Consider the following 24,430-nt stretch of genomic DNA (forward strand, 5'->3'; position numbering starts at 1 on the left):
CGTTAACCTGAATGGCAGACGTTAACGCTCACTAACACGCTTATTCATACGTTCAGCGACCGCCGGGCGACGGAGCCCGGCCGGCGAGGGGATCGACCGCATGGCGGACCAGATGACGGCGACGGGCGGCGGCGGCAGTACGGGCGGCACGGCCCCGCACCTCCACCGCGCCCACTCCCCCGGCCCCCAGGCCGCCCCCTCCGGCGTCCACCCCGCGGCGTCCTCCCAGCTCGCCCCCGTCCTCACCACCGCCGCCGACCCCGCTTCCGAGACGTGGCGCGCCAACGAGGCCGCGCACGCGAAGCTCGCCGACGAGCTGCGCTCGCGCCTGGAGCGGGCCCGGCTCGGCGGCGGCGAGCGCGCCCGCGAGCGGCACGTCTCGCGCGGCAAGATGCTCCCGCGCGACCGGGTCGACGGGCTCCTCGACGCCGGTTCGCCGTTCCTGGAGCTGGCACCGCTCGCCGCCGAGGGGCTGTACGAGGGGGCCGCGCCCGCCGCCGGGGTCGTCGCCGGACTCGGCATGATCTCGGGCCGGTTGAGCGTCGTCGTCGCCAACGACGCGACGGTCAAGGGCGGTACGTACTACCCGATGACCGTCAAGAAGCACCTGCGCGCGCAGGAGGTCGCCCTGGAGAACCGCCTGCCGTGCGTGTATCTCGTGGACTCCGGCGGCGCGTTCCTGCCGATGCAGGACGAAGTCTTCCCCGACCGCGAGCACTTCGGGCGGATCTTCTACAACCAGGCCCGTATGTCGGCGGCCGGGATTCCGCAGATCGCCTCGGTGATGGGCTCGTGCACGGCCGGGGGCGCGTACGTGCCCGCGATGAGCGACGAGGCGGTCATCGTGCGCGACCAGGGCACGATCTTCCTCGGCGGCCCGCCGCTCGTGAAGGCGGCGACGGGCGAGGTCGTGACGGCCGAGGAGCTGGGCGGCGGCGAGGTCCACAGCCGCGTCTCCGGCGTCACGGACCACCTCGCCGAGGACGACGCGCACGCGCTGCGGATCGTGCGGAACATCGTCGCGACACTGCCCGGGCGCAAGGAACTCCCGTGGGCGGTACGGGAGCCGGAGGAGCCGTCCGTCGATCCGGCGGGCCTGTACGGGGCCGTCCCGGCCGACTCGCGCACCCCGTACGACGTGCGCGAGGTCATCGCGCGGATCGTGGACGGCTCGCGCTTCCAGGAGTTCAAGGCCGAGTACGGGCAGACGCTCGTGACGGGCTTCGCGCACGTCCACGGCCACCCGGTCGGCATCGTCGCCAACAACGGCATCCTCTTCTCCGAATCGGCCCAGAAGGGCGCGCACTTCATCGAGTTGTGCGACCAGCGCGGCATCCCGCTGCTCTTCCTCCAGAACATCTCGGGCTTCATGGTCGGCCGCGCCTACGAGGCGGGCGGCATCGCGAAGCACGGCGCGAAGATGGTCACGGCGGTCGCGACGACGCGCGTACCGAAGCTGACCGTCGTCATCGGCGGCTCGTACGGGGCGGGCAACTACTCGATGTGCGGCCGGGCCTACGGCCCCCGCTTCCTGTGGATGTGGCCCAACGCGAAGATCTCCGTCATGGGCGGCGAACAGGCCGCGTCCGTCCTCGCGACCGTCAAGCGCGACCAGTTGGAGGCGCGCGGCGAGGAGTGGCCCGCCGACGACGAGGAGCGCTTCAAGGCGCCGGTCCGGCAGCAGTACGAGAAGCAGGGCGACGCCTACTACGCGACCGCGCGCCTGTGGGACGACGGCGTGATCGACCCGCTCGACACGCGCCGCGTCCTCGGCCTCGCGCTCACCGCCTGCGCCCACGCGCCGCTGCCCGAACCGCGCTTCGGCGTCTTCCGGATGTGATCCCGATGACGACCCCCGTGACGACCTCACATCCCCCGACGTCAAAGGCGACTTCGAAGGTGGCCATGCCAGGAACCGCTCTGTTCGACACCGTCCTCATCGCCAACCGCGGCGAGATCGCCGTCCGCGTCATCCGCACCCTGCGCGCCCTCGGCATCCGCTCGGTCGCGGTCTACAGCGACGCCGACGCGCGCGCCCGGCACGTACGGGAGGCCGACGAGGCCGTCCGCATCGGCCCCGCGCCCGCGACCGAGAGCTACCTCTCGGTGCCCGCGCTGCTGGAGGCAGCGCGGCGCACGGGCGCCCAGGCGGTGCATCCCGGCTACGGCTTCCTCGCGGAGAACGCGGCCTTCGCGCGCGCCTGCGCGGACGCGGGCCTCGTCTTCATCGGCCCCCCGGCGGACGCCGTGGACCTCATGGGCGACAAGATCCGCGCCAAGGAGACGGTGAAGGCGGCGGGCGTGCCCGTCGTGCCCGGGTCGAGCGGCAGCGGCCTGGACGACGAGGAACTCGCCGACGCGGCCCGGGAGATCGGGATGCCGGTGCTGCTCAAGCCTTCGGCGGGCGGCGGCGGCAAGGGGATGCGCCTCGTGCACGAGGAGGCACTGCTCGCCGAGGAGATCGCGGCGGCCCGCCGAGAGGCCCGCTCCTCCTTCGGGGACGACACCCTCCTCGTCGAACGCTGGGTGCAGCGCCCCCGGCACATCGAGATCCAGGTCTTCGCCGACCGGCACGGCAACGTCATCCACCTCGGCGAGCGCGAGTGCTCGCTCCAGCGCCGCCACCAGAAGCTCATCGAGGAGGCTCCCTCGGTCCTGCTCGACGAGGCGACGCGCGCGGCGATGGGCGAGGCGGCGGTCCGCGCGGCCCGGTCCTGCGGCTACGAGGGCGCGGGCACGGTCGAGTTCATCGTCCCCGGGCCCGACCCCGACGCCCCGGCGGGTACCGCCCCCGAGGCGTACTACTTCATGGAGATGAACACGCGTCTCCAAGTCGAGCACCCTGTCACCGAGTTGGTGACCGGACTCGACCTCGTCGAGTGGCAGATCAGGGTCGCGGCCGGGGAGCCCCTCCCGCTCGCGCAGGAGGACGTACGGCTCGACGGGCACGCGGTCGAGGCGCGCATCTGCGCCGAGTCCGTCCAAGTACTCGACGGTTCACCGGCGTTCCTGCCGAGCGGTGGCACGGTGCTGCGCCTCGAAGAGCCCGGGGGGCCGGGCGTGCGGGTCGATTCGGGGCTCAGCGAGGGCGTCGAGGTCGGCAGCGCGTACGACCCGATGCTCGCCAAGATCATCGCGTACGGCCCGGACCGGGACACGGCCCTGCGCCGCCTGCGCGGCGCGCTCTCCCGCACCGTCACACTCGGCGTCCAGACGAACGCGGGCTTCCTGCGTCGCCTGCTGGCCCATCCGCGGGTAGTGGCGGGCGAGTTGGACACGGGCCTCGTCGAGCGCGAGGCGGCCGGGTTCGTGGAGCCGGAGGTGCCGCGCGAGGTGTACGCGGCGGCAGCGGCGGTGCGCAGGGCGGCCGTGACGGCGGGCGGCGCGGGCCCCGGCTGGCGCGACCCCTTCGCCGCCGGGGACGGGTGGCGGCTCGGCGGGACCCCGGCTCCGCTGCGGGTGCCGCTGCGGGTGCCGGGCCACGAGCCGGTCGAGCGGACCGTGCCCGCGGACGCCGAGGTGAGCGAGGAGGCCGTGACGGTCACGGCGGTCGGGCGGCGGCTCCGCTTCGTACGGGCCGGGGACTGGCTCGGGCGGGACGGGGACGCGTGGGAGGTGCGCGACCACGACCCGGTCGCCGCGGCGCTGCGCGCGGCCGGGGGCGCGGGCGGCACGGGCTCGCTCACCGCGCCGATGCCGGGCACGGTCACGGTCGTCAAGGCCCAGGAGGGCGACGCGGTCCGGGCGGGCGACGGACTGCTCGTGGTGGAGGCGATGAAGATGGAGCACGTCATCACCGCGCCGCACGACGGCACGGTGACCCGGATCGCCGTGCGGCAGGGCAGCACCGTCGCGATGGACGAAGTCCTCGCGGTCGTCGAGCCGTTGACGGAGGTGGCGCGATGAGCACGGGACTCCCGATGACGGTTCCGCTCGACGGGCTGCCCTCCCGCGTCCGTATCCACGAGGTCGGTGCGCGCGACGGACTCCAGAACGAGAAGAGCACCGTTCCCGTCGACGTGAAGGCCGAGTTCGTGCACCGGCTCGCGAGCGCCGGGCTCACGACGGTCGAGGCCACGAGCTTCGTTCACCCCAAGTGGGTGCCCCAACTCGCCGATGCCGAGGAGCTGTTCCCTCGTCTCGCGGATCTGCGGGAGCAGGGCGTGCGGCTGCCCGTCCTCGTCCCGAACGCGCGCGGCCTGGAGCGGGCGCTCGCGCTCGGCGCGGACCGCGTGGCGATCTTCGCGAGCGTCACGGAGAGCTTCGCGAAGGCCAACCTGAACCGCACCGTGGACGAGTCCCTGGCGGTCTTCGCGCCGGTCGTCGCGCAGGCGAAGGCCGCCGGAGCGCACGTGCGCGGCTATCTGTCGATGTGCTTCGGCGACCCGTGGGAGGGCCCGGTCCCGGTCGAGCGGGTCGTCGGGGTCGCGAAGGCGCTCGAAGCGATGGGCTGCGACGAGCTGAGCCTCGGCGACACGATCGGCGTCGCGACGGCCGGGCACGTACGGGCGCTGCTCACGGCCCTCACGGAAGCGGGCGTGCCGCTCGCGACGCTCGGCGTGCACTTCCACGACACGTACGGGCAGGCCCTCGCGAACACCCTGGAGGCGCTGCACATGGGCGTGACCACGGTCGACGCCTCGGCCGGCGGCCTCGGCGGCTGCCCCTTCGCGCGCAGCGCGACGGGGAACCTCGCGACCGAGGACCTCGTGTGGCTGCTGCGCGGCCTCGGCATCGAGACCGGCGTCGACCTGGACTCCCTGGTCGCGACGAGTACGTGGATGGCCGGCCACCTGGGCCGCCCGTCCCCGTCCCGCACGGTCCGCGCACTGGCGGGTTCCTGACCCCGTACGCATCCCCGTCCCCACCCCTGCCCCGTCCCCTCCGTCGCCCGACCGGCGGCACCCCTCCCCCTCCCCCGCGTCCCGGCACCCCGGACGCGCCCCCGCTCACCCGTACCGAGGAGTGACCCCCATGCCGCTGGACCACAGGCTCACCGAGGAGCACGAACAACTGCGCCGCACCGTCGAGGAGTTCGCGCACGACGTCGTCGCGCCGAAGATCGGCGACTACTACGAGCGGCACGAGTTCCCGTACGAGATCGTGCGCGAGATGGGCCGCATGGGGCTCTTCGGGCTGCCGTTCCCCGAGGAGTACGGCGGGATGGGCGGCGACTACCTCGCGCTCGGCCTGGCGCTCGAAGAACTCGCCCGAGTGGACTCCTCGGTGGCGATCACGCTGGAGGCGGGCGTCTCGCTCGGCGCCATGCCGATCCACCTCTTCGGCACCGAGGAGCAGAAGCGCGAGTGGCTTCCGCGCCTGTGCGCGGGCGAACTCCTGGGCGCCTTCGGCCTCACCGAGCCGGGCGCGGGCTCGGACGCGGGCGGCACCCGCACGACGGCGGTGCTCGACGAGGCGACGAACGAGTGGGTCATCAACGGCTCGAAGTGCTTCATCACCAACTCCGGTACGGACATCACGGGCTTGGTGACGGTGACGGCGGTGACCGGGCGCAAGGACGACGGCCGCCCGCGCATCTCCTCGATCATCGTGCCCTCGGGAACCCCCGGCTTCACCGTGGCGGCCCCGTACTCGAAGGTCGGCTGGAACGCCTCGGACACGCGCGAGCTGTCCTTCCAGGACGTACGGGTCCCGGCAGCCAACCTGCTCGGCGAACTCGGTCGCGGGTACGCGCAGTTCCTCCGCATCCTCGACGAGGGCCGGGTCGCGATCGCGGCGCTCGCGACGGGGCTCGCGCAGGGCTGCGTGGACGAGTCGGTCGCGTACGCGAAGGAACGGCACGCCTTCGGGAAGCCCATCGGGGCCAACCAGGCACTCCAGTTCAAGATCGCGGACATGGAACTGCGGGCGCACACCGCGCGGTTGTCGTGGCGGGACGCGGCGAGCAGGCTCGTGCGCGGGGAGGCGTTCAAGAAGGAGGCGGCGCTCGCGAAGCTGTACTCGTCGACGATCGCCGTCGACAACGCGCGCGACGCCACGCAGGTGCACGGCGGCTACGGCTTCATGAACGAGTACCCGGTCGCGCGCATGTGGCGGGACGCGAAGATCCTGGAGATCGGCGAGGGCACGAGCGAGGTCCAGCGGATGCTGATCGCCCGGGAGTTGGGGCTGCCGACGGCGGCCTGAGCGGGGGCGGGCGGGCGTAGAGCGGGGGCGGGCTGGAGGCGTTGGGCTGCGCGAGCGGGGCTGGGGGGCGCGAGCGGCGCGAGCTGGGCCGGTGCGGGCAGCGCGAGCCGGACGCGGGGGTCCGGCCGCTTGGGGGCGGTCGGGCCCGCCGCACGGGGTCGCGCCCCCGTCGGGATGACGCCGCCGCCCTTCGGGTAAAGTTCCAAGGTTCTGCTCCGTACACCCGTGCGGGAACCGTCCGGGCATACGGAGCGGACTTACTGGAGAGGCGCCGCAGGGGGCGGCGTCCGTTACCCGGGGGGATCTCCATGCACACCCGACGCCGCACCACCACCGTCGCCACCGCCTGTCTCGGCCTCGCGCTCAGCCTCTCGCTCACGGCGTGCGGCGGCGGGCAGAAGGCGGTGAGGGGGACGCTCGTGCGGACCACGAACAACCCCTCCTCGCTCTACTGCGTGCAACTCGACGACGTCAACGGCAAGTCGAGCCAGGACGGCCGCTGGTACGAGGTGAAGCAGAAGGACTACAGCAAGGCCAGCTCCGCCGCGCCGGGCGCCCGGCTGAAGTTCACGCCGAAGGACGACGACTGCGAGAAGTCGTCGCACGGCTCGTCCTCCTCGTACTCGAACGGCCACCGGAAGAGCCACAAGAGCGGCACGAACAAGAGCCGAAGCCGCAGCCGCAGCGGTACGAGCAAGAGCCGCCACTGAGGGGCGGCGGCCCGGACAGCCAGGCGCGGGCGGCCGGGTGGTGAGGGGTGGGTGGCCGAGGGCGGGCAGCCCAGGTGGCCATGAAGGGCAGCCCAGGTGGCCATGACGGGGAGGCCGTCTGCCACGGACGGGTGGGCCGGCTGCCACGCACGGGCAGCCGAAGAGGCGCTGACCGGCAGCCCGCCGTACACCGAGCGGTTGCGGACCACTCGCCCCCTGTGCAAAACCAGGTCGTCGCCGCACAACGGCTCACTCTTCGGAGTGAGCCGTTGTGCGGTTTCAGCGAGGTTATCCACAGATTCGGGCGCGGAACGGGTTCGCGGGGTTACGGAGCGTGGCGGCTTGGGATGATGGTGTAGGGGTCGTCCCCCCGGGCGGGAGGGGGCTGCCTCGCCTCACACGCCCACCCACTCGCCCGAAGGACCCCACCCCACCCCGCACCTCCCGCACCCCCCCACCCCACCCCACCCCGCACCCCCCTCACCCTCACCCCCCTGCCCGATATCGGGCAGATTTCTTGCAGAACCCCACCCCCCTCCCCCAATATCGACGAGTGCAAGAACGCCGGACCGACCCCGACCCGCTCGACGAGCTGCTCGACCACCTCACGCGGAGCACCCCGCTGAGCCGTGGCGAGGCCCACCGCGTGGTGCTGGACGTCCTGGCGTTCTACGACGAGACCACCGAGGAGTGGGTCCGCAGACGGCACCGGGAGCTGCAGGCCAAGGGCCTGACCAACCCGGCGATCTTCGCGCGGATCTCCGAGGAGCTGCCGCACCGCGCGGTGGCCCCGCCCCGGCTGTCCCTGCGGCAGCTACGGCGCCTCGTCTACGGCTGAGGCTCGTCACGGCCGGGCGCGCCCAGGACGCGCGGACCCGGCCCGCAGCACCCGCGAGGTGCGGCGGCACCCGAGAGGGACCCGCCGCCCGAGAGGGGCTGCACCACCCGAGAGGGCCCGGACCACCGGACCGGCCCGTACCACCACAAGGGGCGGAAGCGATATGTGCGGAATCGTGGGATACGTGGGGCGACGCGACGTGGCTCCGCTGCTGCTCGAAGGGCTCCAGCGCCTGGAGTACCGGGGGTACGACTCGGCGGGTGTCGTGATCACCAGCCCGAAGGCGAAGACCCCCGGCCTCAAGCTCGCCAAGGGCAAGGGCCGCGTCCGCGACCTGGAGGCACGCGTCCCCAAGCGCTTTGCCGGGACCACCGGCATCGCGCACACCCGCTGGGCGACCCACGGCGCCCCCAGCGACCACAACGCGCACCCCCACCTCGACCCGGCCGAGCAGGTCGCCGTCGTGCACAACGGCATCATCGACAACGCCGACGAACTGCGCGCCCGCCTCACCGCCGACGGCGTCGTCTTCGCCTCCGAGACCGACACCGAGGTCCTCACCCACCTCATCGCGCGCGCCCCCCACGAGACCCTGGAGGACAGGGTCCGCGCGGCGCTCGGCCAGATCGAGGGCACGTACGGCATCGCGGTGCTGCACGCCGACTTCCCCGAGCGCATCGTCGTCGCCCGCAACGGCTCCCCCGTCGTCCTCGGCATCGGCGACAAGGAGATGTTCGTCGCCTCCGACGTCGCCGCCCTCGTCGCCCACACCCGCCAGATCGTCACGCTCGACGACGGCGAGATGGCGACCCTCACCGCCGACGACTTCCGCACCTACACCACCGAGGGCTCGCGCACGAACCCCGAGACGACCACGGTGGAGTGGGAGGCCGAGTCGTACGACATGGGCGGCCACGACACGTACATGCACAAGGAGATGAGCGAGCAGGCCGAGGCCGTCGACCGCGTGCTGCGCGGCCGGATCGACGAGCGCTTCTCGACGGTGCGGCTCGACGGGCTCAACCTCGACGCCCGCGACGCCCGCACCGTGCGCCGCATCAAGATCCTCGGCTGCGGCACCTCGTACCACGCCGGGCAGATCGGCGCGCAGCTCATCGAGGAGATCGCCCGCATCCCCGCCGACGCCGAGCCGGCGAGCGAGTTCCGCTACCGCAACCCCGTCGTCGACCCCGAGACGCTGTACATCGCCGTCTCGCAGTCCGGCGAGACGTACGACGTGCTCGCGGCCGTGCAGGAGCTGAAGCGCAAGGGCGCCAAGGTCCTCGGTTTCGTCAACGTCGTGGGCTCCGCGATCGCCCGCGAGACGGACGGCGGGATCTACGTGCACGCCGGGCCCGAGGTCTGCGTCGTCTCGACCAAGTGCTTCACCAACACGACCGTCGCCTTCGCGCTGCTCGCCCTGCACCTCGGCCGCATCCGCGACCTGTCCGTCGCGGACGGCAAGCGGCTCCTGGAGGGGCTGCGGCGGCTTCCCGGGCAGATCGCCGAGATCCTGGAGCGCGAGGACGAGGTTCAGGAGCTGGCGAAGGCGTACGCGGGCGCCCGCTCGATGATGTTCATCGGGCGCGTGCGCGGCTACCCGGTGGCGCGCGAGGCGAGCCTCAAGCTCAAGGAGGTCAGTTACGTGCACGCCGAGGCGTACCCGGCCTCGGAGCTCAAGCACGGCCCGCTCGCCCTCATCGAGCCCGCGCTGCCGACGGTCGCGATCGTCCCCGACGACGACCTCCTGGAGAAGAACCGCGCGGCGATCGAGGAGATCAAGGCCCGCGAGGGCCGCGTCCTCGCCGTCGCCCACCAGAAGCAGGAGAAGGCCGACGACACGTACGTCGTGCCGAAGAACGAGGACGAACTGGACCCGATCCTGATGGGCATCCCGCTCCAGCTCTTCGCCTACCACACGGCCCTCGCGATGGGCCGCGACATCGACAAGCCGCGCAACCTCGCGAAGTCGGTGACGGTGGAGTAGCCGACGGCACGACGGCACTCACCCAGGCCCGCATGCGGGTGCGGGTACGGGAATCACTCGTACGGGCAAGGGGCGTCCCCTCGTGAGGGGGCGCCCCTTGCCGTGTGTCCCGCGTCCCGTGTCCCGTCCCGCTCAGGGGATGACGATCACCGGGCGCTGGGCGCGGCGGGCGAGGCGGCCGGAGACGGAGCCGAAGATGCGGCCCACGACGCCGTGCGTCGTGCCGACGACGATGGCGTCCGCCTCGTACTCCTTGCCCACTTCCTCCAGTTCGTGGCAGATGTCGCCGCCCCGCTCCACCAGGACCCAGGGCACCTCGGAGAGGAAGTCGGCGCAGGCCAGCTCCAGGCCGAGGACCTCGGTGCGGTGGTCGGGGACGTCGACGAAGACGGGTGGCTCGCAGCCCGCCCACACCGTGGTGGGCAGCCGGTTGGCCACGTGGACGATGATCAGCGCGGAGGCGGCGCGCAGCGCGAGCCCCACGGCGTAGGAGAGAGCCCGTTCACTGGAGGTCGAACCGTCGAAGCCGACCACGACGCCGTGCCGGAAGGCCGGATCGCAGGACGGGCGGTTTTCCTCCAGCGCGAGGGGATCGGCCGCCGTTTCGGCGGTGGGCCGCTTGCGGTCCGCTGGTTCGGGGAATTCGTGACCGGCCATCGGTGTCTCGGCGAGTGAGTCCTCGTGACAAGGAAGAGGGAAGAAGGAATCAGGGAAAGCGAATCAGGGAGAAATGCGGGGAAACGGCACAGGGGGAGGAGCAGGGAGCGGCGCGATCGACGGACCGTGCGACTGTCCGGGAATCGCCTTCCCCAGCCCATACCCCCAAGGGTACGGCCTCACTCCTCCCCGAAGGGCCCGCCCGAGGCGGTCCGCCGACGCGTTCCAGGGAGCATGCCCGAGTTCTGCCCCCTCTGGCAATGGCCGGTGGCGCGTGCCACGTTCACAAGCTGGCCCCTGGGGTGGAACGGCGGCAGAGGTACGGGGCGGGAGCGGGCGTGGAGGGAGCGGGGGCGCGGAGGTGGGCGCGGTGGCGTGCGGGTGATGCGGGTGCGCGCCCCGGCGTGCGGGAGTGACCGCGCGCGGGGGCGGACGTTGAACGGGCGGACCACCCGGAGCCTCGTACCACCGGCACACACGCCGACCCACCCGCCCGCGCCCCCCGCACCACCGGCCCGCACCCCACAGCAGCGCCCCGCCTCCCGCACCACCGCCCCGCCCGCTCACCGCCCGGCCCCACACCGCCGCTCCGGCCTCGCACGCCGTCCCGGCCCCATATCGCCGCCCCTTGCCCGCCCGCCAGCCCGCCAGCCCGCCAGCCCGCCAGGGAGTGCCGCCCGTGCCCCTTCCGTCCCGCACCGGTCCCACCGGGCCGGCCGACACCCTCACTTCCGCGCCCACGCGCGCACAGGCGCAGGTACAGGAGCCCCCGATCACCCCCGCCCACCCCGCCGTAGCCCCCACCCGCCACGCCGCAGCCCCCGTACGCCACACCGCAGCCGCCACCCGCCCCACCGCGCCCGCCACCTCCCGTACCGCCCCCCGCACCACCTCCCCCGCCCCCGCCCACCGGGAAGTCATCACGCGCTGGGCGGTGTTCGGCGGCGTCCTGTTTACGGTGGTCCCGCTCGCCTGCGGGCTGCGCGCGGGTGGGGGCGCGGGGGCGGCGCTGGGGCTCGCGGCGGTGTGCGCGGGCTGTCATGTGATGCTGCGTCAGGCTGAGCGAGCGCCCGCTCATCTGGCGAGGTGCGAGGCCCGTACGCCCGAGTACGCCCCGGCGCCCGAGGCGCGCTCGGGAGCGCGGTGGGAGCAACGCGCCACAGGGGCGCGCGCCCTGAGGGAGTGACGCATTCCCGCACACGCCCCCCGTAGCTTTTCAGCCAACTTATCGGGCAACCGGCTGAGTGCCCCTTACCCCCGCCAAAGCCCCGTCCGAGCAGGGTGGAAAGCCTCGCGCGGGCGCCACGCACCCTATGGGGATTGGCCACCGGCGAGAGGCGTACTTCCCAGTCGGGCCGCCAAGTGCAACGCTTCGTGATCGAATGCTTTACGCCACGTTGCCATGTCGACATAGTGGCCGGTGGCGAACAGGTCACGTGAGCACCGCGGGACACAGTAGATTCGATCATGACTGTCGTACGGCGGGGGACTCGTGCCGGACCGAGGGGACAAGGTGCAGGAGCGGAACGCCCGACAAGGACGGGGTGCGTCGAAGACCGAGGGGGGCTTAGCGCCATGAGCCAGGATGTCACTGTCGCACCGGAGGCGCCGGGCCGCAGGCTCTCGGGCCGCAGACGCCGCGAGATCGTCGCGGTGCTCCTCTTCAGCGGCGGTCCCATCTTCGAGAGTTCGATCCCGCTCTCGGTCTTCGGCATCGACCGGCAGGACGCCGGGGTGCCGCGTTACCGCCTGCTCGTGTGCGCCGGCGAGGACGGTCCGCTGCGCACCACGGGCGGCCTCGAACTGACCGCGCCCCACGGCCTGGAGGCCGTCTCGCGGGCGGGCACCGTCGTGGTCCCCGCCTGGCGGTCCATCACGGCGCCGCCCCCCGCCGAGGCGCTCGACGCGCTGCGCCGGGCGCACGAGGAGGGCGCGCGGATCGTCGGCCTGTGCACCGGCGCCTTCGTGCTCGCCGCCGCGGGACTCCTCGACGGCCGTCCCGCCACGACCCACTGGATGTACGCCCCGACGCTCGCCAAGCGCTACCCCTCGGTCCACGTGGACCCGCGCGAGCTGTTCGTCGACGACGGCGACGTCCTGACCTCCGCCGGTACGGCGGCCGGGATCGATCTGTGCCTGCACATCGTCCGCTCCGACCACGGCAACGAGGCGGCCGGGGCGCTCGCCCGCCGGCTCGTCGTGCCCCCGCGCCGCACGGGCGGTCAGGAACGCTACCTGGACAGGTCTTTACCGGAGGAGATCGGCGCCGACCCGCTCGCCGAGGTCGTCGCCTGGGCGCTGGAGCACCTCCACGAGCAGTTCGACGTGGAGACCCTCGCCGCGCGCGCGTACATGAGCCGCCGCACCTTCGACCGCAGGTTCCGCTCGCTGACGGGCTCGGCCCCGCTCCAGTGGCTGATCACGCAGCGGGTGCTCCAGGCGCAGCGGCTGCTGGAGACCTCGGACTACTCGGTGGACGAGGTCGCCGGGCGCTGCGGCTTCCGCTCCCCCGTCGCGCTGCGCGGCCACTTCCGCCGTCAGCTCGGCTCGTCCCCCGCCGCGTACCGGGCCGCCTACCGGGCCCGCCGTCCGCAGCAGGAGCGCGCCGAGCAGCCGACGGCCGCCCTCGCGGTCGAGCGGATGCCCGCGCCGAGCGCGGTCCCGGCCCAGTTGCGGCGCCAGGGCGAGGACCGCGCCGAGGCCCTCGCGGGGCTGCCCGCCCGCGGCGTACTGCCCAGCCAGCGGGAGCGTCCCGCGTAGGCTGGGACATATGAACGATCGCATGGTGTGGATCGACTGCGAGATGACCGGTCTCTCGCTGGCGAACGACGCGCTCATCGAGGTGGCCGCACTGGTCACCGATTCCGAGCTGAACATCCTCGGGGACGGGGTGGACATCGTGATCCGCCCGCCCGAGCAGGCGCTCGCGACGATGCCGGAGGTGGTGCGCGACATGCACACCTCCTCGGGCCTCCTCGCCGAGCTGGACGGCGGCACGACGCTCGCGGACGCGGAGGAGCGCGTCCTCTCCTACGTGCGGGAGCACGTGAAGGAGCCCCGCAAGGCGCCGCTGTGCGGGAACACGGTCGGCACCGACCGCAACTTCCTCGCGCGCGACATGGCGGACCTGGAGGGCTTCCTCCACTACCGCATCGTCGACGTCTCCTCGATCAAGGAGCTGTCCCGCCGCTGGTTCCCGCGGGCCTACTTCAACGCTCCGGAGAAGAAGGGCAACCACCGCGCCCTCGCCGACATCCGCGAGTCGATCGCGGAGCTGCGCTACTACCGCGAGGCCGTCTTCGTCCCGCAGCCCGGCCCCGACTCCGAGACGGCGAAGGCCGTGGCCGCGAAGTACCAGCTCTCCTGACCCCTCTCCCCGGTGCTCCCGGGCCGCCCGGGAAAAGGTGTGCGCGAGCACCCCCCAAAACCCTGTACACTTTTTCTCGGCCGGTCAGAAAAGCGCCGGTCATGGTGGGTGTAGCTCAGTTGGTAGAGCACCTGGTTGTGGTCCAGGTGGCCGCGGGTTCAAGTCCCGTCACTCACCCTCTCGGAAGAGGCCCCTCACCTGCGGAAACGCAGATGGGGGGCCTCTTCGTCGTACGGGGCGCGGACGAGACGGGTACGGAACGGGACGAGCCCCTGCGGGCGGGGCCCGCGCCGTCCCCCACGGCGCGGGCCCCCGTACGACCGCTGTCACCAAGTGAATCCCGGCTGGACCGCCATGCACGCGCCCTTGTCCTCGCCGTTGAGCACCGCGGCCGACTCCGGGGCCTTCTTCGGCTGCTTCTCGGCGGGGTAGGCGGTGTCCTCGCGCCAGTCGGTGCCCACCAGGATCGTGATGCGCGACACATCGGCGGACTTGCGGAGCAGGTCGGCGGGGATGCCGAGGGCGTGTCCGGCGGCCTGGGCGTCGGCCTTGGGGACCGAGGCGGGGAAGAGGACCGCGGTCTCCTGGCCGGGGGTGGGCTGCGCGTTGATCTCGGCGTCCGTGTAGCCCTTGGCCTTGAGCCGCCCGACGACCTGGCCCGCGCGCCCCGGGACGGGTGCTTCGGCGCCGGCCCCGGAGGCGTTGAGGACCTGGATGCCGAGGGAGGCGGCCGGGTGGGCGGGCGCGGGCTTCTTCTTGGGCTTGGGCTTGGTGCCGCTGCCGTCGAGCGCCTGGTCCTTGCGGACGAGGGAGAGCAGGGCCTCCGCGTCGCCCGGCTTGGGGACGAGGCGGTTGTGGTCCTCGGACCACTGCGCGGTCGGCAGGGTCGTCATCGTGATGTGCTTGCTCGGGACCTTCCGGAGTTCGTTCGAGAGGTCGTAGAGCTTCTTCACCGTGTCGAGGTGGTCGTCGACCGTGAGGGCCTTCGTCGCGGTCTCGGCGAGCGAGCGCATTTTGCCGGGGTTGGTGAGCGTGGCGTTCTCGCGCAGCTCGCGGACCATCGACGTCATGTACATGTGCTGGGCGTGGGTGCGGCCGAGGTCGGTGCCGTCCTCGAAGCCGTAGCGGGTGCGGAGCCACTGGAGGGCCTGCTCGCCCTTGACCGAGGTCGTGCCCGCCTTGAGCCTGAGCCCCGAGCCGTGGCCGTCGGGGGTGTGCGAGTACACGTTCTGCTTGACGCACACGGGGACGCCGCCGACCGCGTCGGCCATCGAGACGACCCCGCCGAAGTCGACCATCATGAAGTGGTCGATGTGGGTACGGGTCAGCGCCTCCCACGTCGCCACGGAGCAGCCCGGACCGCCGTGCGAGAGCGAGGCGTTGGCCATCTCCAGGTTCGCGGCGGGGTAGGTCTTCCTGGTCTTCGGGTCGGTGCACTCCGGGACCGGGATCATGGTGTCCCGGGGCAGGCTCACGACGGACAGGTTCTTCCGGTCGGCCGAGAGGTGCAGGAGCATCTGCACATCGGCGAGCGCGGCCCGCCCCACCTCGTTCTTCGCGCCGCCGAGCTTCAGGTTCTCGGCGCTGTTGCGGTCGTCGGAGCCGAGCAACAGGATGTTCATCGGTGTCTGGCCCTCGGCGTTGGGCGCGGCCTTCGCGACGCCGTGCTTGCCGAGGTTCAGCTCGTCCTTCTTGATGTTGCCGTTGAGGTGCTCGTAGTACGCGTATCCGGCGGCGCCGGTGCCGAGCACGAGCACGGTCGCCGTGACCGCCGTCCACCGCAGTACGTGTCTGCGCTTCCCCGGCCCGGCCGCTCCCCGTCGCGCTTGCTGCCTGTGCCCGCCCGTCACCCGGTCTCCCCCTCGCACCGCACTGTTCAACTCCCGCCCTCGCCCGTGGAGTCGGACGCGGGACACCCGAGGGTACAGAACCCCCGTTCGAGCCTCCGCAGGCGCGGTGGCAGCGGAACACTCCGGTCCTGTTCGGGAACAGACCGTTATTGATCGACTATTGATCGGTAGCACCTATCGACACGAACCGACTGATCGATTTCCCTGCTAGATCGGCTGTGTGGCACGCTGTGCCCTGTCCAACCCCGCACCATCGGAGGCTTTTGTGCTCACTGTCGGTGACCAGTTCCCCGCGTACGACCTCACTGCTTGTGTCTCGCTCGAAAAGGGCAAGGAGTTCGAGCAGATCAACCACAAGTCCTACGAGGGCAAGTGGCGCGTCGTCTTCGCGTGGCCGAAGGACTTCACCTTCGTGTGCCCGACCGAGATCGCCGCCTTCGGCAAGCTGAACGGCGAGTTCGCCGACCGCGACGCCCAGATCCTCGGCTTCTCCGGCGACTCGGAGTTCGTGCACCACGCCTGGCGCAAGGACCACCCGGACCTGACCGACCTCCCCTTCCCGATGCTGGCCGACTCGAAGCACGAGCTGATGCGCGACCTCGGCATCGAGGGCGAGGACGGCTTCGCGCAGCGCGCCGTCTTCGTGGTCGACCCCAACAACGAGATCCAGTTCGTCATGGTGACCGCCGGTTCCGTCGGCCGTAACCCCAAGGAGGTCCTGCGGGTCCTCGACGCGCTCCAGACCGACGAGCTGTGCCCGTGCAACTGGAGCAAGGGCGACGAGACCCTCGACCCGGTCGCGCTCCTGGCCGGTGAGTGAGCCATGGCCCTCGACGAACTGAAGTCCGCGATACCGGACTACGCCAAGGACCTCCGCCTCAACCTGGGCTCGGTCATCGGCAATTCGCCGCTGCCCACCCAGCAGCTCTGGGGCACCGTACTGGCCTGCGCGATCGCCTCGCGCTCGCCGAAGGTGCTCGCCGAGCTGGAGCCCGAGGCGAAGGCGAACCTCTCCGCCGAGGCGTACACGGCCGCCAAGTCGGCCGCCGCGATCATGGCGATGAACAACGTCTTCTACCGCACCCGCCACCTCCTGTCGGACCCCGAGTACGGGAACCTGCGGGCCGGTCTGCGGATGAACGTCATCGGCAACCCGGGCGTGGAGAAGACCGACTTCGAGCTGTGGAGCCTCGCGGTCTCCGCCATCAACGGCTGCGGCCAGTGCCTCGACTCGCACGAGCAGGTGCTCCGCAAGGCCGGTGTCGAGCGCGAGACGATCCAGGAGGCCGTCAAGGTCGCCTCGGTCCTCCAGGCCGTCGGCGTCACCATCGACGCCGAGGAGCGCCTCTCCGCCTGAGAGCGCGCGGTACGTACGTGAGAGGGCCCCGTGGACGATCCACGGGGCCCTCTCGTGCGTACCGGCGGGATACGGCTCAGTCCACCGGGCGCGGCTCCGGCTCGGGCACCGCTCCCGGGCCGGGACCCGGGTCCTTGACCTTCTCGATCTCCGGCGGCCCGCCCTGCAACGGCGGATCCACACGGGCCGAGTAGCGCCGCAGATAGCCCACGACGGTGTTGAGGACGGCCACGAGCGGCACGGCGACGACCGCCCCGCCGATCCCGGCGATCATGCCGCCCGCCGCGACGCTGAGGACGACGGCGAGCGGGTGGACCCGCACCGCGCGCCCGAGGATGAAGGGCTGGAGGACGTGGCCCTCGATCTGCTGCACGAGCAGGACGACACCGAGCACGATGATCGCCGCCCACACCCCCTGCGTCACGAGCGCCACGAGCACGGCGAGCGCCCCCGAGACGACGGCGCCGACGAGCGGCACGAAGGCCGCCAGGAAGATGATCACGGCGAGGGGGACCGCCATCGGCACCTCCAGGACGTAGATGCCGATGCCGATGAAGACCGCGTCGATGAGAGCGACGATCACCGTCCCGCGCACGTAGGAGGTGAGGGTGTTCCACGCCCGCGGGCCCGCGCCGGCGACGCCCTCGCGCGCGGCGGCCGGGACGAGCTTGAGGAACCAGCCCCAGATCCGCTGGCCGTCGTAGAGCAGGAAGATCGTGGAGAAGAAGGCGAGGAGCAGCCCGGTGAACATCTCGACGATGATCGTGACGCCCTCGATGCCCGCGGAGGTCAGCTGATCCGTATTGGTGCCGATCGCCTCGCGCAGGTTCTTCGCGATGTCGTTGATCTGCTTCTCGGTGACGTGGAAGGGGCTGTCGAGGAGCCAGCGGCGCAGGTCCTCGATGCCGTCCTGGACCTGGCTGGAGAGCTGGTCGACGTTGTCCATGATCTGCCAGACCACGAACCAGCCCATGAGCCCCATGACGAGGAAGCCGAAGAGCGTGGTGAGCGCGGTCGCGAGGCCGCGCGGGACCCCGTGCCGGGTGAGCCGGGCCACGAGGGGCTGGAGAAGCGCCGTGATCAGCAGGGCGACCACGAAGGCGAGCACGACGAGGCGGACCGCGCTGATGACCTTCATCAGCACCCACACCGTCGCGGCGAGCACGAGCAGCCGCCAGCCCGCCTCGGCGGCGACCCGCACGCCCCACGGGACGGCTGTGGCCGGCTCGGGTCGCGGGCGCGGCAGCGGGCGGTAGGGCGGCGGGGGCTCGCCCGCGAGGCCGCCCGTGGCCGCGGGAGGGACGGGCTCGTCCCGTTCCTCGGCGGCGCTGCGTCTTTCGTCGAGCTTCTGCCCCATGTGCGTGATACGCGCGCTCGCGCGCCCGAACCACTCCGGCTTCTTCGGCATGTACGTCCCTGTTCCCCGTCAGTCCTGGACCACCCCCGAGGTCCTGGGGAAAGACCGTACACGGCGGAACCCCCCGCCGGGGTGGGCGAGGGGTTCCGGGGTACGTGCGAGTACCGGGGCGTTGCCGGGGCGTACCGGCGGGCCGGTCTAGTACCAGCTGTTGGCCTGCCAGAAGGACCAGGCACCGCACGGGCTGCCGTAACGGCCGTCCATGTAGTTGAGGCCCCACTTGATCTGGGTCGCCGGGTTGGTCTGCCAGTCGGCGCCCGCGGAGGCCATCTTGGAGCCCGGGAGCGCCTGGACGAGGCCGTAGGCGCCGCTGCCCGCGTTGGTGGCGCGGTAGTTCCAGCCCGACTCGTGGCTCACGATGTTGCTGAAGCACTGGAACTGGTCCGCGGGCACGATCTGGCGTGCCATCGCCTGGACGTCGCCGACCGAGTACGAGCTCTGGACCGTGAAGGAGGACGCGTCGCGGGTAGCGGAACGGCTGGCGGCCAGTTCCTTCTCCTTGGCCTCCTTCTCGCGCTGCTTCGCGAGCTCGTCGGCCTTCTTCTTCGCCTCCTCGGCCTTCTTGACCGCCGCTTCCTTCTTGGCGGTCGCGGCCTCGGCCGCGCTCTTGCGGGCCGCTTCCTCGGCGGACTTGCGGGCGCCTGCCTGCGCGGCGTCCGCCTGGGCGTCGGCCTGCTGGGTCAGCGTCGCGGTCTGTACGCGGGCCTGCTGGCCCGCCGGGATGTCCGCGAGGAGGGTGGCGTCTTCCGCCGCGGTCGCCTCGAAGTCGTTCGAGGTCTGCTGGGGGGTGCTGCCCGAGGCAACGCCCACCACGGCTCCGACGGTGGTGACCGCGGTGGCCGAAGCCACCGCGAATCCCCGGACCGAGATCCGGCTCACACGGTTTCCTTCCAGCGTCGCCCGCTTAGGTGACCTCGCGGGCGCGATCGTGCCCCTGACACTGGCTTCCCCTTGCTCGTGGTCACGGGAAGCACGGACCCGAGGGGCGCTGCCCGGCTGCTTCCTCACAGCGGGGCGCCCCGTGGAACACGGGTGGCACACAGCTTCTCTATGGAGTTGCGGGGCCCCTTGCCCCACCCGTGAAGCGGGTGCGGTGCCGGGGCCGTGGAGACACAAGCTGTGTGCGGGGCCTGACGGCTGAGAACTCTGCCGGAACTGGACGCCGCAAGGCAATTCTCCGTTGCGTGGGATAGGTCACACGCCGTTTGGGTGATGTTTCTGATGGATAAGGCAGCGCACACGGACGCCGCCCGGCTAGGCTCCTTGGCCATCTGCCGGGCGGCGTCTCGGGATCACGCGGGGCCACGGGTCAACTTCCCTGTTCAGGGCGGGTGTTGACCCGTACCTCTCACAGCTCGCGGTCCTCCAGGAGTTCGGTCACAAGAGCCGCGATCTGGCTGCGCTCCGAACGGGTGAGGGTCACGTGTGCGAAAAGCGGGTGCCCCTTCAGCTTCTCCACGACGGCAACGACCCCGTCGTACCGCCCGACCCGGAGGTTGTCGCGCTGCGCGACGTCATGGGTGAGCACGACGCGCGAGTTGGCGCCGATCCGGGAGAGGACGGTGAGCAGCACGTTGCGTTCGAGCGACTGGGCCTCGTCGACGATGACGAACGCGTCGTGCAGCGACCGGCCGCGGATGTGCGTGAGCGGCAGGACCTCCAGCATCCCGCGTGAGACGACCTCCTCGATGACCTGCCGGCTGGTGACGGCGGACAGGGTGTCGAAGACGGCCTGCGCCCACGGGTTCATCTTCTCGGACTCGCTGCCGGGCAGGTAGCCGAGCTCCTGGCCACCGACCGCGTACAGCGGCCGGAAGACCATGACCTTCTTGTGCTGACGGCGCTCCAGGACCGCTTCGAGGCCCGCGCACAGCGCGAGCGCCGACTTGCCGGTACCTGCCCGGCCGCCCATCGAGATGATGCCCACCTCGGGGTCGAGGAGCAGGTCGAGCGCGACGCGCTGCTCGGCGCTGCGCCCCTTGAGGCCGAAGACCTCGCGGTCGCCCCGTACAAGGCGGATGTCCCCCGCCGCCGTCACGCGGCCGAGCGCCTTGCCGCGCTCCGACTGGATGGTGAGCCCGGTGTGCACGGGCAGTTCGGCGGCCTCCGGGACGCTGACCTCCTCCTCTTCGAAGAGGCGGTCGACCTGTTCCCCCGTCAGCGTCACCTCCGTCATCCCGGTCCAGCCGGAGTCGGTGATGGCGAGTTCCGCGCGGTACTCCTCGGCGAGCAGGCCGACCGAGGACGCCTTGATGCGCAGCGGCAGGTCCTTGGAGACGACGGTGACGTCGTACCCCTCGGCCTGGAGGTTGCGGGCGACGGCGAGGATGCGCGAGTCGTTGTCGCCGAGGCGGTACCCCGAAGGGAGTACCGAGGGGTCCGAGTGGTTCAGTTCGACGCGGAGCGTGCCGCCGATCTCGCCGACCGGGAGCGGCTCGTCGAGCCGTCCGTAGCGCACCCGGTAGTCGTCCAGGAGGCGCAGGGCCGCGCGGGCGAAGTAACCGAGTTCCGGGTGGTTGCGCTTGGCCTCCAGTTCTGTGACCACGACGACGGGGAGCACGACCTCGTGCTCGTCGAAGCGGTGCACGGCGTTGGGGTCGGCCAGCAGGACGCTGGTGTCGATGACGTAGGTGCGCCGGTCGGGCTTGCGGCGCTGCGTGCTGGTCACCACGGAGAGACATACCCCCTCGGACGAGGACGGGGAACGGCCGCCCCGCGCGCCCCCGCACCGCGCACGCGGGCGTGCGGGGTCCGGGGAGGTGGGGCGGCCGGGGAATGGGGACCGGGAGAGGCGGTGACAGGCGCCAGGGGCGTGACCCTCCGGCCGCGCGGGCCGGTGCTCCGGCCGTGTGAGCCGGTGCTCCGGCCGTGTGGGCCGGTGAGGTGAAGACGTACCGCTCGGTCGTCCTGGCGCAAGGGCCCTCCCGGGCGGGCGGCACCCTGCCACCCGCTGAGATCCGGTGTCCGTGGGTCGGATACCGGCCTGGGTGAGCTATTCCCGGACCGGAAGCCGGTCATGCGCGAGCGTCTGACGACACGTGGGGGAACGAGGGGTGAAGCCGGGGAGCGGCGGGGTGCGCCCGGGGCGTGCGGGGCGGGGCCGCGCGAGCGGGCAGGCGAGGCGGTACGAGCGGACACGCGAGGCCGCGTGGTCCGGCGCGCGGCCCTTCGTACCGGGGCCGTGACCCGCCCGGCTCAGCCCCCGTAGCGGCGGTGGCGGGCCGCGTAGTCGCGCATCGCGCGCAGGAAGTCGACCTTGCGGAAGGCAGGCCAGAAGACTTCGCAGAAGTAGTACTCCGAGTGGGCACTCTGCCAGAGCATGAAGCCGGAGAGGCGCTGCTCGCCGCTCGTGCGGATGACGAGGTCGGGGTCGGGCTGACCGCGGGTGTAGAGGTGCTCGGAGATGAGGTCGATGTCGACGGCCTCGGCGAGTTCCTCGAAGCTCGTGCCCTTGCGGGCGGCGTCGTGGAGGAGGGAGCGGACGGCGTCGGCGATCTCCTGGCGACCGCCGTAGCCGACCGCGACATTGACCAGTATCCCGGTGTTGCCCGAGGTCACGGCTTCCGCCTCTTTGAGAGTGGTGCGCGTGTTGTCGGGCAGGATGTCGAGGGCGCCGACGTGGTGGACGCGCCAGCGGCCGTCGGCGGCGAGGGCCCGGACGGAGTCCTCGATGATGCCGAGGAGGGGGACGAGTTCGGACTCGGGGCGGTCGAAGTTGTCCGTGGAGAGCATCCACAGCGTCACGACCTCGACGTCCGTCTCGGCGCACCAGCCGAGGAACTCCTCGATCTTCTCGGCGCCCGCGCGGTGGCCCTGCGCCGTGGTGCCGCCGGAGGCGCGGGCCCAGCGGCGATTGCCGTCGAGGATGAGGCCGATGTGCTTGGGGACCTGCGCGTGGTCGAGGCGCCCTCGCACCCGCCGTGCGTAGAGTCGGTACACGAGGTCGCGCATGTTCACGTCTGTCAGCCCCTCCGTGCGGCAGGCAATGCACTCCGGAAGGCGCCACCCTACCGCCGTTCGCGGGCGGCCCCCGACGCCGGGTCACACGGCCCTCACGTACTCTTCGCGCATGTCAGACAACGCTTTCTTCCAGGCGGCGGACGGCCGTTACGACACCATGGAGTACCGGCGCACGGGCCGCAGCGGCCTGCTGCTGCCCGCCGTTTCGCTCGGCCTGTGGCACAACTTCGGCGACGACCGCTCCCTGGACTCGCAGCGCGAGATCCTGCGGCACGCCTTCGACCTCGGCATCACCCACTTCGACCTCGCGAACAACTACGGCCCCCCGGCGGGCTCGGCGGAGCTGAACTTCGGCAAGCTCCTCGCCCAGGACTTCGCCCCGTACCGGGACGAGCTGGTCCTCTCGACCAAGGCGGGCTACCGGATGACCCCGGGCCCGTACGGCGAGTGGGGTTCGCGCAAGTACCTGCTGAACTCGCTCGACGCCTCGCTGCGCCGGATGGGCACCGACTACGTCGACATCTTCTACTCGCACCGCTTCGACCCCGACACCCCGCTGGAGGAGACGATGGGCGCGCTCGCGACCGCCGTCCAGCAGGGCAAGGCGCTGTACGTGGGTGTCTCCTCGTACTCCTCGGAGCAGACCGCCGAGGCGGCCCGCATCCTGCGCGAGCTGGGCGTTCCCGCGCTCATCCACCAGCCCTCGTACTCGATGATCGAGCGGTGGACCGAGAAGGACAGCCTCCTCGACACGCTGGAGACGGCCGGGATGGGCTGCATCTCCTTCGTGCCGCTCGCGCAGGGCGTGCTCACGGGCAAGTACCTGGGCGGCATCCCGGAGGGTTCGCGGGCCACGCAGGGCAAGTCGCTGGACCCGACGACGCTGACCGAGGAGCGGATCAAGAAGCTCAACGAGCTGAACGAGATCGCCTCCGGTCGCGGCCAGACCCTCGCGCAGCTCGCGCTGAGCTGGGTCCTGCGCGACCCCCGGATGACCTCCGCGCTCATCGGCGCCTCCTCGACCCGCCAGCTCGACGAGAACGTGGCGGCCGTGTCGGCGCCCGCGCTCACGGAGCGGGAGCTGGAGCGGATCGACGCGCTGACGGTGGAGTGGTGAGCTGAGGCGCCCGGCGGTCTGACCGCTTGAGGGAGCCGCGACGAGGCCGGTGGGGTGCCGTGCCGCCCGGGTCCGTGAGGACCTTGCGGGGCCCCACCGGCCTCCGGCATGTCCGGGCAAAGAAAACGGGCCGGTCCGTGGGGGGGGGGTTACGGACCGGCCCGAGGGGGGGGAGTCCCACCATAACCCTTCGTGAGGGAAGACGGCGACATTCACGCCGTACCACTACTCTCCGGGTTCGCGCGGCGACGTGGCGCCGATCGATTCGCTCACTTCCCGACCCCTTGGTGCCCGTTTCCGCCGGTTTCTCTCCGGCGCGGGGCCGCGCGGGACCGCCGTGCGGCGGTTCGGGGCGCTTCCCACCCACACGGGCGAAGCCGGTGCGTCCGGTTTGACGAGAGGACGGTACGCGGACGGCGCGCGGGGACTACCGTCGCCGGTATGACGAGTACGGAGTCCGCCTCCGGCGGCCACCCGGGCGAGCCCCTCGCGCCGGGACCGGTACTGCGGGTCCTCGCCCCGGACGGCTCGCCGGGCTCCGAGGTCCCGCTGGAGGTCGCGCGGACGGCGCGGGAGCGGGGGCGCGGACTGCTGGGGAGGGACGCGGTACGGGGGGCGCTGCTGCTGAGCCCGGCGAGCGCGGTGCACACCCTCGGGATGCGCTTCGCGATCGACGTGGCGTTCCTCGACCGCGAGTGGCGCGTGCGGTCCGTACGGACGATGCGCCCCGGGCGCCTCGGCCTGCCCCGCCCGTGGGCGCGGCACGTCCTGGAGGCGGCGGCGGGCGCGATGGCCGGCTGGGGCCTGGCCCCGGGGACCCGTGTCGCCGTCGAGGACACCGGGCACGACGCGACCGCCTGAGGCCCGCTCGGGGCCACGTGAATCCGGACCGGTACCGCGCGGCCCCCTCCACCGCGCGGTACCGGAGCACGCGTGTTTGCGCACGCGATTTCCGTTGGTCTGAACTTAGGGGATCGATGGCGTCTGCACGAGACCCGCACGATAACGATGCGGAATCAGGCG

The 24,430-nt window shown here is 71.9% G+C and carries 19 protein-coding genes and 1 tRNA gene; 14 read left to right on the forward strand and 6 right to left on the reverse strand.

The window, feature by feature from the left end; all coding sequences use genetic code 11:
• Positions 1 to 100: 100 nt before the first annotated feature.
• The 7 genes from STTU_RS10570 (at position 101) to glmS (ending at position 9,682) form a co-directional block, all read left to right on the forward strand.
• On the forward strand, positions 101 to 1,840 hold the full coding sequence (locus STTU_RS10570) for a carboxyl transferase domain-containing protein (RefSeq protein ID WP_007822556.1): 1,740 nt from the start codon (positions 101 to 103) through the stop codon (positions 1,838 to 1,840).
• A gap of 65 nt (positions 1,841 to 1,905) precedes the next feature.
• A complete protein-coding gene (locus STTU_RS10575) occupies positions 1,906 to 3,906 on the forward strand; it encodes a biotin carboxylase N-terminal domain-containing protein (RefSeq protein WP_007822558.1) in 2,001 nt (666 codons plus the stop codon).
• Complete coding sequence (locus tag STTU_RS10580) at positions 3,903 to 4,844, forward strand: hydroxymethylglutaryl-CoA lyase (RefSeq protein ID WP_043254775.1); 942 nt, start codon at positions 3,903 to 3,905, stop codon at positions 4,842 to 4,844. Before STTU_RS10575 ends, STTU_RS10580 begins: the two co-directional genes overlap by 4 nt.
• A 130-nt stretch (positions 4,845 to 4,974) precedes the next feature.
• On the forward strand, positions 4,975 to 6,147 hold the full coding sequence (locus tag STTU_RS10585) for an acyl-CoA dehydrogenase family protein (RefSeq protein WP_007822571.1): 1,173 nt from the start codon (positions 4,975 to 4,977) through the stop codon (positions 6,145 to 6,147).
• A 308-nt stretch (positions 6,148 to 6,455) separates the two neighbouring features.
• Complete coding sequence (locus tag STTU_RS10590) at positions 6,456 to 6,857, forward strand: hypothetical protein (RefSeq protein WP_007822578.1); 402 nt, start codon at positions 6,456 to 6,458, stop codon at positions 6,855 to 6,857.
• A 553-nt stretch (positions 6,858 to 7,410) separates the two neighbouring features.
• On the forward strand, positions 7,411 to 7,695 hold the full coding sequence (locus STTU_RS10595; protein ID WP_007822579.1) for a hypothetical protein: 285 nt from the start codon (positions 7,411 to 7,413) through the stop codon (positions 7,693 to 7,695).
• Between the two features lie 163 nt (positions 7,696 to 7,858).
• Positions 7,859 to 9,682 carry a glutamine--fructose-6-phosphate transaminase (isomerizing) gene (gene glmS / locus STTU_RS10600; RefSeq protein ID WP_010264707.1) on the forward strand — a complete coding sequence of 608 codons (1,824 nt, stop codon included), beginning with the start codon at positions 7,859 to 7,861 and terminating at the stop codon, positions 9,680 to 9,682.
• A 132-nt stretch (positions 9,683 to 9,814) separates the two neighbouring features.
• Here glmS and STTU_RS10605 read toward each other — a convergent pair whose 3' ends face one another.
• Entirely contained in the window at positions 9,815 to 10,339 is a 525-nt protein-coding gene (locus STTU_RS10605) for a universal stress protein (RefSeq protein WP_007822581.1), read from the reverse strand.
• A 1,575-nt stretch (positions 10,340 to 11,914) separates the two neighbouring features.
• Between STTU_RS10605 and STTU_RS10615 the strand changes: the two genes are divergently transcribed.
• The 3 genes from STTU_RS10615 to STTU_RS10625 all read left to right on the forward strand — a co-directional run bounded on the left by STTU_RS10615 (position 11,915) and on the right by STTU_RS10625 (position 13,883).
• The gene (locus tag STTU_RS10615) at positions 11,915 to 13,099 is read left to right on the forward strand and encodes a helix-turn-helix domain-containing protein (protein WP_007822583.1); all 1,185 of its coding nucleotides are present in this window, start codon (positions 11,915 to 11,917) and stop codon (positions 13,097 to 13,099) included.
• A 10-nt stretch (positions 13,100 to 13,109) separates the two neighbouring features.
• The gene (orn, locus tag STTU_RS10620) at positions 13,110 to 13,706 is read left to right on the forward strand and encodes an oligoribonuclease (protein WP_007822584.1); all 597 of its coding nucleotides are present in this window, start codon (positions 13,110 to 13,112) and stop codon (positions 13,704 to 13,706) included.
• Between the two features lie 104 nt (positions 13,707 to 13,810).
• Positions 13,811 to 13,883: transfer RNA gene (locus STTU_RS10625), tRNA-His, on the forward strand.
• Positions 13,884 to 14,032: 149 nt separating this feature from the next.
• Here the strand turns inward: STTU_RS10625 and STTU_RS10630 are convergent.
• Positions 14,033 to 15,463: an LCP family protein gene (locus STTU_RS10630; RefSeq protein WP_007822585.1), complete on the reverse strand. Its 1,431-nt coding sequence runs from the start codon at positions 15,461 to 15,463 to the stop codon at positions 14,033 to 14,035.
• 358 nt (positions 15,464 to 15,821) lie between these two features.
• Between STTU_RS10630 and STTU_RS10635 the strand changes: the two genes are divergently transcribed.
• Positions 15,822 to 16,376 carry a peroxiredoxin gene (locus tag STTU_RS10635; RefSeq protein ID WP_007822598.1) on the forward strand — a complete coding sequence of 185 codons (555 nt, stop codon included), beginning with the start codon at positions 15,822 to 15,824 and terminating at the stop codon, positions 16,374 to 16,376.
• Between the two features lie 3 nt (positions 16,377 to 16,379).
• Complete coding sequence (locus STTU_RS10640; protein WP_007822600.1) at positions 16,380 to 16,913, forward strand: alkyl hydroperoxide reductase; 534 nt, start codon at positions 16,380 to 16,382, stop codon at positions 16,911 to 16,913.
• A gap of 76 nt (positions 16,914 to 16,989) precedes the next feature.
• Here STTU_RS10640 and STTU_RS10645 read toward each other — a convergent pair whose 3' ends face one another.
• The 4 genes from STTU_RS10645 to STTU_RS10660 form a co-directional block, all read right to left on the reverse strand.
• Positions 16,990 to 18,321 (reverse strand): AI-2E family transporter, encoded by a 1,332-nt coding sequence (locus STTU_RS10645; protein ID WP_007822602.1) that lies wholly within the window; start codon positions 18,319 to 18,321, stop codon positions 16,990 to 16,992.
• A gap of 147 nt (positions 18,322 to 18,468) precedes the next feature.
• The gene (locus STTU_RS10650; protein ID WP_009068446.1) at positions 18,469 to 19,209 is read right to left on the reverse strand and encodes a lytic transglycosylase domain-containing protein; all 741 of its coding nucleotides are present in this window, start codon (positions 19,207 to 19,209) and stop codon (positions 18,469 to 18,471) included.
• Positions 19,210 to 19,678: 469 nt separating this feature from the next.
• On the reverse strand, positions 19,679 to 21,001 hold the full coding sequence (locus STTU_RS10655; RefSeq protein WP_007822607.1) for a PhoH family protein: 1,323 nt from the start codon (positions 20,999 to 21,001) through the stop codon (positions 19,679 to 19,681).
• A 524-nt stretch (positions 21,002 to 21,525) separates the two neighbouring features.
• Positions 21,526 to 22,287: an isoprenyl transferase gene (locus tag STTU_RS10660; RefSeq protein ID WP_043254780.1), complete on the reverse strand. Its 762-nt coding sequence runs from the start codon at positions 22,285 to 22,287 to the stop codon at positions 21,526 to 21,528.
• A 112-nt stretch (positions 22,288 to 22,399) separates the two neighbouring features.
• On the opposite strand from STTU_RS10660, the gene mgrA reads away from it, so the two are divergent.
• Both mgrA and STTU_RS10670 read left to right on the forward strand, forming a co-directional pair.
• Positions 22,400 to 23,407, forward strand: coding sequence for an L-glyceraldehyde 3-phosphate reductase (gene mgrA, locus STTU_RS10665; protein ID WP_043254783.1), 1,008 nt, complete (start codon positions 22,400 to 22,402; stop codon positions 23,405 to 23,407).
• Positions 23,408 to 23,848: 441 nt separating this feature from the next.
• On the forward strand, positions 23,849 to 24,268 hold the full coding sequence (locus STTU_RS10670; RefSeq protein WP_007822611.1) for a DUF192 domain-containing protein: 420 nt from the start codon (positions 23,849 to 23,851) through the stop codon (positions 24,266 to 24,268).
• The last annotated feature ends 162 nt before the right edge of the window (positions 24,269 to 24,430 follow it).

Origin of the sequence: Streptomyces sp. Tu6071 (assembly GCF_000213055.1) — a bacterium.
Lineage (GTDB): Bacteria > Actinomycetota > Actinomycetes > Streptomycetales > Streptomycetaceae > Streptomyces > Streptomyces evansiae.

Bases quoted from the DNA above. Each gene is read 5' to 3' on its own strand.
- STTU_RS10590 (WP_007822578.1), top strand. From the start codon at position 6,456: ATGCACACCCGACGCCGCACCACCACCGTCGCCACCGCCTGTCTCGGC.
- STTU_RS10585 (WP_007822571.1), top strand. From the start codon at position 4,975: ATGCCGCTGGACCACAGGCTCACCGAGGAGCACGAACAACTGCGCCGC.
- STTU_RS10645 (WP_007822602.1), bottom strand. From the start codon at position 18,321: ATGCCGAAGAAGCCGGAGTGGTTCGGGCGCGCGAGCGCGCGTATCACG.
- STTU_RS10615 (WP_007822583.1), top strand. From the start codon at position 11,915: ATGAGCCAGGATGTCACTGTCGCACCGGAGGCGCCGGGCCGCAGGCTC.
- STTU_RS10580 (WP_043254775.1), top strand. From the start codon at position 3,903: ATGAGCACGGGACTCCCGATGACGGTTCCGCTCGACGGGCTGCCCTCC.
- orn (WP_007822584.1), top strand. From the start codon at position 13,110: ATGAACGATCGCATGGTGTGGATCGACTGCGAGATGACCGGTCTCTCG.
- STTU_RS10575 (WP_007822558.1), top strand. From the start codon at position 1,906: ATGCCAGGAACCGCTCTGTTCGACACCGTCCTCATCGCCAACCGCGGC.
- STTU_RS10670 (WP_007822611.1), top strand. From the start codon at position 23,849: ATGACGAGTACGGAGTCCGCCTCCGGCGGCCACCCGGGCGAGCCCCTC.
- STTU_RS10640 (WP_007822600.1), top strand. From the start codon at position 16,380: ATGGCCCTCGACGAACTGAAGTCCGCGATACCGGACTACGCCAAGGAC.
- STTU_RS10605 (WP_007822581.1), bottom strand. From the start codon at position 10,339: ATGGCCGGTCACGAATTCCCCGAACCAGCGGACCGCAAGCGGCCCACC.
- STTU_RS10570 (WP_007822556.1), top strand. From the start codon at position 101: ATGGCGGACCAGATGACGGCGACGGGCGGCGGCGGCAGTACGGGCGGC.
- glmS (WP_010264707.1), top strand. From the start codon at position 7,859: ATGTGCGGAATCGTGGGATACGTGGGGCGACGCGACGTGGCTCCGCTG.
- mgrA (WP_043254783.1), top strand. From the start codon at position 22,400: ATGTCAGACAACGCTTTCTTCCAGGCGGCGGACGGCCGTTACGACACC.